Annotated in this window: 9 protein-coding genes; 2 read left to right on the top strand and 7 right to left on the bottom strand. The window is 57.5% G+C overall.

Translation table 11 applies throughout. The features are described 5' to 3' along the window. Positions 1-1,091: 1,091 nt before the first annotated feature. The 3 genes from NKI95_RS27160 to NKI95_RS27150 form a co-directional block, all read right to left on the bottom strand. Positions 1,092-1,280, bottom strand: a complete 189-nt coding sequence (locus tag NKI95_RS27160; protein WP_352720557.1) for a hypothetical protein — start codon at positions 1,278-1,280, stop codon at positions 1,092-1,094. A 238-nt stretch (positions 1,281-1,518) separates the two neighbouring features. Then, entirely contained in the window at positions 1,519-1,743 is a 225-nt protein-coding gene (locus NKI95_RS27155; protein ID WP_023680684.1) for a hypothetical protein, read from the bottom strand. A gap of 400 nt (positions 1,744-2,143) precedes the next feature. Beyond that, positions 2,144-2,422 (bottom strand): hypothetical protein, encoded by a 279-nt coding sequence (locus tag NKI95_RS27150; protein WP_352720555.1) that lies wholly within the window; start codon positions 2,420-2,422, stop codon positions 2,144-2,146. Positions 2,423-2,615: 193 nt separating this feature from the next. Here NKI95_RS27150 and NKI95_RS27145 point away from each other — a divergent pair, with 193 nt between their 5' ends. Further along, entirely contained in the window at positions 2,616-2,858 is a 243-nt protein-coding gene (locus tag NKI95_RS27145; RefSeq protein WP_352720553.1) for a hypothetical protein, read from the top strand. 716 nt (positions 2,859-3,574) lie between these two features. Here NKI95_RS27145 and NKI95_RS27140 read toward each other — a convergent pair. From NKI95_RS27140 to NKI95_RS27125, 4 genes are all read right to left on the bottom strand, one after another. Then, positions 3,575-3,715, bottom strand: coding sequence for a DUF982 domain-containing protein (locus tag NKI95_RS27140; RefSeq protein ID WP_352720551.1), 141 nt, complete (start codon positions 3,713-3,715; stop codon positions 3,575-3,577). Between the two features lie 314 nt (positions 3,716-4,029). Next, positions 4,030-4,185 carry a DUF982 domain-containing protein gene (locus NKI95_RS27135; protein WP_352720573.1) on the bottom strand — a complete coding sequence of 52 codons (156 nt, stop codon included), beginning with the start codon at positions 4,183-4,185 and terminating at the stop codon, positions 4,030-4,032. 383 nt (positions 4,186-4,568) lie between these two features. Continuing rightward, complete coding sequence (locus tag NKI95_RS27130) at positions 4,569-4,787, bottom strand: hypothetical protein (protein WP_352642983.1); 219 nt, start codon at positions 4,785-4,787, stop codon at positions 4,569-4,571. A gap of 260 nt (positions 4,788-5,047) precedes the next feature. Further along, a complete protein-coding gene (locus NKI95_RS27125) occupies positions 5,048-5,278 on the bottom strand; it encodes a hypothetical protein (RefSeq protein ID WP_023680941.1) in 231 nt (76 codons plus the stop codon). Positions 5,279-5,755: 477 nt separating this feature from the next. Between NKI95_RS27125 and NKI95_RS27120 the strand changes: the two genes are divergently transcribed. Then, positions 5,756-6,037, top strand: a complete 282-nt coding sequence (locus NKI95_RS27120; protein ID WP_352720549.1) for a glycogen debranching N-terminal domain-containing protein — start codon at positions 5,756-5,758, stop codon at positions 6,035-6,037. Positions 6,038-6,193 lie beyond the last annotated feature (156 nt).

The following is a 6,193-nucleotide window of genomic DNA, read 5'->3' as shown; positions in this document are numbered from 1 at the left end:
GGCTACGCCCTCACTGCGTCACACCACCCCCGCCGAGTCTCATCTTGATTGACGCTGAATCTCATCCTAATCGCCGCGCCGCAGCGGGAAGTACATCGCGGCCGTCGCCACTGCGCGCAAGCTTGCAATGATCATCTGGCACATGCTGAGCAAGGATACCGCAAAAAAGCCCCGGCGCTGGGTCGTTGCGCCGAGGCTTTGGGCACGTACAAGCTACACCAACATGTCCGCTTAAACGTGCGCTAATAACGTAAAAAACGGTGAACCACGCACAGGCGGAAGGGCGCACGCTCAAAGCTGGGGTGAAGCGGCAATATCAGTGATGACAAGTTGCGCACCCTGATTGTTCCACCTAGCTTTCGACCGAATGAGGGGACGAGGATGCCGGCTGTGTTGATTTGCCAAGATGATGTACTCCGTCACCGCTCATGCCGATGAAGGGAGCCGGCTCGAACCGCAAATCTCGAAATGTCTAGTGATGGCCACTGGGACCCCGCACATTCGGGGATTCGAAGCTGATTTTCAGGTGATGCTAAGCAAGGCCGGCAAGGTGGAGACGACCACCGTTATGCTACGCTTTGCTCTGAGTGGCGGCCCAGCAGCTTGGGTTAGGGGGGCCGCTGGGCCTGACCAGCGAGCGTTCGGGAATGCTCGACTGGCTGGTTAGTATTTTAGATAAATCTAATATAATCGAACCATGCGAACGAAGTACGCGGCGGTAAGAAAGTGGCTGGCGTCCGATTCACTTACCGCGCGGTTTTGCCTTGGGTTCTGGCGAGCTTTCGGAGGGGTTTGCAGCCAATTTTGCAGATCGCCGATCTGTTACCCACAGGGACTTTTTCCTCGCCACCAAATCATCACGATCGCCCTCAGCGGTCGCTCGGCTATGCATGGCAGCTATGGCGTAGTCGGCTCTGTTGGTTCGATAGTCTTCTTTTTGGACAGTCATCGTTTTCTCCCAGTTTCATAGCCCCTCTTTTGCCCTTGCGGGGAGATTAACTGCCGGTGCATTACGCGAGTCAATCGATGAAACGACCACTCCTCAGTCGCGAGGGCGGGAAGCAAGCCGACAATCTTAACGTTGGAGCGGCTTACAGAGTGCCGGCAACACAGCCGCCCTTTCGTCGGGCTGCGTTGATCGCGTCCATGTTGCCCTTCAGCTCGCCGAGCTTGGCTTCACCTGCCTTGATGTCTGTGTTGTCCATCATGCTGCCAACCGGCAAGCCAAGCCAAAACACGCCATCCACGTCATGGCAGGCCGTCCTTTGTTGTACGGCCATTGTCGGCGCCAGGTCGGAAACGTTCGGCTTCCAACTGGCTGCAGGACCTGCCCGCGTATACGCTGGACGAAACCAGCACGGGCTCGATGTCGGCTGGGCGAGTAGCGCAGCCCGACAAAACGCTGATGGCTACTAACGGACACAACTTGTTTTTCTTGCTTCCCCCAAATGCCCGCGGCGAGCATGCGTTGAGGGCAGGACGAAGTCTATTTGCCTTGACGGCATGCGGAATATATTCCTATTTTGCGGGATGCCGCACCCTCGCCGACACGAAGCCGTTTCCGAATATCACCTCGCCAAAATTGAACGACAGGCGTGGCTTCTGACGGTAGAACTCCGCGACGCGCAGTTGTCGCTCAAGCCATTTGGCGAGCATTGGGAAGCGATCGACCATCTGCATCGGGACATAAAGCGGGCGCTCAATCTGCTTAACAATAGGCCGGCGGACTACGAAGAACCACATTTCGCGCCTATGTCGCGAGGGTGAAGAACTAGCCTGTCAGTTTAGTGAAGTCGTGGCGCCGCGCGCGAACATGTGCCAGCAAATTCGTTTCGTTTACGACCCCTGATTGAAAGAGATTCAGCGTGGTCGAGGCCAGAATCTGACCGTCTATCGGGGTGCTGTACCATTTGGCGTCGGCGGTGACCTGGTCGACAACCCGCTGGCAGATCGCCCGATCTTTAGGTCTAAGGAACTGACTTTTCGGTGCTCGTAGCATCTCGACGCCTTGAAACGGGGAGTCACTGTCTCCCGCGCGATACCCATGCGGGGTCTCCGAGCATGGACCCTAAACGCATTCAGACAGAAAATTGCCATTCGTTTGAGTGGTACCGATGTCGCGTGGATAAGCGCGGTCCGCGAGCTAATCCACCATGTCGCGCAGCGGCTTCTTGCGCTTTGGCGTCCTGTACTTCTCGACCAGCCTGACCTTGTCGATGTCGATCGTCACCAGCGGTCCCAGATCGACGGTCACCCTGCCGCCTTCCTCGTCTACGCGCGCGATCTCTCCGGTAAGCTCGATCTGCTGCCCCTTCTTCACCTTGGTATGATTGATGCTCGAATGCGGAAAGCTATAGCTCGAGATGGAAACGCTGACGTGGTCCTCAGTGACCCGTCTGCGGACTGTGGCTGTGATCGCCACCACGTCACCAATACATATGCCCCGCGCCATTCCATGAGTCTGGTGCGCTCGGCGCCTTCCTCAAGATATTGTTAATTATGGATGAGCCCGCTTCCTCCAATCGATGGATGAAGCCGATCGTGGGCCGGTGCTACTTTGATGCATCACGCGACTTACCCGACAAGAGCTGGCGCCACGGGCAAAATAGCAAAATATGAGCAAGACGACTCTCATTGTTATCGCAATCCTCGCGATCAGTGTCGGCTGTGCCGAAGCCAAGGACCGTAAGCTCGAAACCGCGCCCCTCGGCACGTACGCCAATTCGAAGAACCTGCCGGTTTGTACCGCGGCAAGCTCATTCTTCGAAGTCCTCGGTGATAAATGTTTTCTCGTCACAGGTTCGATGATCTATGGCGACATCGCCGAACTCTCCCGGACAATCACTTTGAGTTGGTAGCCTAAGCAACAACCTCCCAGCGCGGCCTCCAGTCTCCGGTATGAAGTTGCGTCGCAGGGGCTGCCTTCCCCCAGATATCGACCCGGTCTTCGCGCGTCGCCAATACCGGCGCAATCCCCAGTCACCACGGGCCTCTCCAAAATTCTTATGCCGTCCGCACCTGCGGTCGAGCGTGTCGCGCCAACACAGCACCGCCTCTGCATCGTTTGGGCAACCCAACGCATAGCTTCCGGTCCGGAAACTCGCTTACGCGTCTCATCGTCCATTCGGCAGTGGAAAATTAGGCCGATTTGGCAGTGCTCAGAATCGCGTAGCTGTCCTGCGATCCGCTCGGAGAGGATGGCGAGTGGTTGCGGCAACTGCGCCTCAAGCTGGCTGGCGACCGCCGTCTGCAGCCCGCTGCTGCGGAGCAGCGCTGACGCTGCGTTCGTCCGGACCGTTGCAAGACCGCTTGATTGTATCCGGCCTGGAGACAGACAAACGCCGGCGCAACCTCACCCTGAAACCAAAAGACGATATCGATGACCTCCAACAGCTATGCTCCCAAGGGTTCAAGCGCCTGCAAACATTCACCATGCCAATTTCGCCATCGCCGCTTCGATAATGACGGGCGCCATCAATTTCATGGAGCAAGGTTTGCCGCCAAGTGGGTTCTGCCCGATGGCGGCGACCAAGCTCGTGCATACCTCGATCACCACACCAAGACCCTGTACCTCCTACTCAGGGGAGAGATACACGTTGGCCTCCTTGGCAGCCGCCTCAAAGGCTTCACGCACCTCTTGGGGGGAGGCGCTGCCCTGGAACGCATCGACGCAGGATTGGACCGCCTTGGTCCACTTCGGCCCTTTGTGTCCCACCCCATGAGTTCCTGGGCGGCTCCCTCGACGTGGCTGACCCCATTGCGAATGCCCGGCGTTTCGTCTTCACGTAGACCGGGGGAGAGAACCAGAGAGGACCCATAAGGGGGAACTTAGTCTAGAGCGCCAAGAGCCCGCTGACCAACCCCGCTTTAGCCGCAGCTAAGGAACGATGTAGGCCCTCGCGGGTTTAGAGCTTGCAGCGGCCGATTCTTGGATGTGCAGCCGCTGTGGGGGTCCGTCGCCTTTCTCACGGGCGGCGGGCTCCTTTCGCGAAGGCGGTGTTGGTCAGAGAACCTTTACCGCAACTCAAGTTAGCTACTTGTCATTGGGGGGAGTAATGTCCCCTCCTCTTTTGCAGCAGCCAGGAATGCCTTGCGGGCCTCCTCGGGTTCCATCTCGTCGAATATCACGGCCATGCAAACGCGCACCGCGAGGTCCCAGCAAGGGCCACGTTTGGTCCACTTCATCAATGAAGGGGCCTTAGGGCGGCTAGCGGGTTTCCTCTCTATAAACCGGCTCAGCGATGAGGACGGCTAACCATTTGTTAGGGATGGTCTGAGTCCGTGACGGGTGTTTCCAAACGTTCATCGACGTTTATCCGAGCGGTCGGTACGAAGCCGGTATGCATCATCTTCCGGTGGGTGTCGCCCTAGTCATTTCGCTTGTTGTCGGTCTAGCCATTGCGGCGATCGCCTCAAAGGACCATTCGGAAATCTGCGGCATCCGATGCTTATTCGTCCTCGGCGAGAGCGTTAATGTGAGGGCTGTCACGCCAAGGCGGGAATGTCGAGAATGAATGGCAGCACACGGTCGCCATTGCCAGGTCACGACAAGCGAAGCTGGCTGACAGCTATTCGCGACCGTCGAAAGGCACGCAGAGGCCCATGGCAGTTGCTGCCTCGAGGATCGCCTCGGTTAGTTCTTCGTCGGAGGCCACCAAATAAGGCGCAGCCTCCCGAGCTTCGCGTAGCGCCGCTTTGATCGAGACCGTGTCGCGACGGTCCGCCTTGTTGAGGAGTACAGTGATTGCTTGCTCTAGAAGCGGACCGACCCTTTGCGCGACGCTCATCCGGCCCTCCCCAGGGACACGCCGAAGGGGAATCTACTCACTTCCTGACCGACATCAACGCCATGTACGAATCGTACGAATTGGCACGGTGCTAGGCCGCAACAGTCAGCAATTTTTAGCTCGAGTTTCTGATCGGTGATCGGATAATTGGCTCGCGCGCAGACCCCTCCGACCATAGAGCGCGCTTCGATCCGCCTTTCGTCCACAACCTTCGGTCGAATCGTCCCGACGTATACCCGAGGGAAGAACCTGCCATCAGGCTATTCGCGAAGGTCGAACGCGACGAACATGCCAAAGGTTGGGGCAAGATCGACAATAAGCTCCACCAGCTCGCAGTCACTTTCCGCCAGATGCGGGCCGTCTCGGCGCACCGCTGCGATAGTCTCTTTGACGGAGATGATGATTTGGCCGCGCCGGGCTCGTAAAATCAGCTCTTCAACAAGCTCATTGGCAGTCACTTTGATGGGTCGGCAGTTCGTCCAAACGTTCATACAAGGCCTCCCACCTCAGCGAGAACCCAAGGGAACATTCATGACCCTCTGTCGGGAAAAATCAAGGGAATGTTTGTAGGAAATTTCCAAGAGGGGATTAGAGAACAAGCACGCAGCGAGCCTCTGTACTCTTCCGCTTTGACGCTCACCCAGCCGGCTAGGGACCTTCTTCCGTCGGGGCCTGTTTGGCCCGATCAATAGCCGCAAGTAATGACTGTAGGGTTGGCGGCAGTTCTGGTTCGACCCCCAGATTTAAGAACGTTTGTACGTTATGACGATAGCCTTCGGAACGGATCAGTTTCCGAAACGCTTCGGAGACAGACTGATGGTCTGCTTTGTTGCTGGTTGTCATGTTCGGGAAGTCCGTCCCAATGAGCCGCAACTCGCCCGCAACGAATGGGTTCCATCAGGAGGTCGGAATATTTGGTAGAAATTTCTGAGCGGGAGATCGGATAACTGGCTCGCGCGAAGACCCCCGTGCTCGAGCGCATTACCTTCACCAACTACTCCGCGCACGAGATTGCGTTGCCGGTCCGTCTCCACTTCGATGCCGATTTCCGAGACATGTTCGAGGTGCGCGGCACCACGCGTAGCCGTCGCGGTCGTGCCCATGACGCGCTGATCGGTGAGACAAGCGTCACATTTCGGTACGAAGGGCTCGATAATGTGGCGCGTCAGTCGGTCATTGCGTTTTTCCGTGAAGCCGGACCAGGTGAATTCCAATTGCACCGAGTTCCGCATTGTCGTGCCGAGCCGTGACCGCAGGATCCTCCATCTGGATGGTCGGTCACGGCGAAGAGATTCCGTCCAGTGACCGGTTTCGTGCCGCCGCTGCGCGAGCGCGATTTGCGATGCGCTCAAAGCGCCGGCAAGGCGCCACCGTTTTCTCCCACCTCTTCCATCCAAGCCGTGGCA

The organism is Mesorhizobium sp. M0306 (genome assembly GCF_040321655.1).
In the GTDB taxonomy this organism is placed as follows: domain Bacteria; phylum Pseudomonadota; class Alphaproteobacteria; order Rhizobiales; family Rhizobiaceae; genus Mesorhizobium.
Note: the sequence above shows the minus strand (reverse complement) of the source record. Positions and strands in the feature narration are given on the sequence as shown.

Coding starts and splice junctions, on each gene's coding strand:
- NKI95_RS27130 (WP_352642983.1), bottom strand. CDS start 4,787: ATGAGCGTCGCGCAAAGGGTCGGTCCGCTTCTAGAGCAAGCAATCACT.
- NKI95_RS27155 (WP_023680684.1), bottom strand. CDS start 1,743: ATGTGGTTCTTCGTAGTCCGCCGGCCTATTGTTAAGCAGATTGAGCGC.
- NKI95_RS27125 (WP_023680941.1), bottom strand. CDS start 5,278: ATGAACGTTTGGACGAACTGCCGACCCATCAAAGTGACTGCCAATGAG.
- NKI95_RS27160 (WP_352720557.1), bottom strand. CDS start 1,280: ATGGCCGTACAACAAAGGACGGCCTGCCATGACGTGGATGGCGTGTTT.
- NKI95_RS27145 (WP_352720553.1), top strand. CDS start 2,616: ATGAGCAAGACGACTCTCATTGTTATCGCAATCCTCGCGATCAGTGTC.
- NKI95_RS27135 (WP_352720573.1), bottom strand. CDS start 4,185: ATGAAGTGGACCAAACGTGGCCCTTGCTGGGACCTCGCGGTGCGCGTT.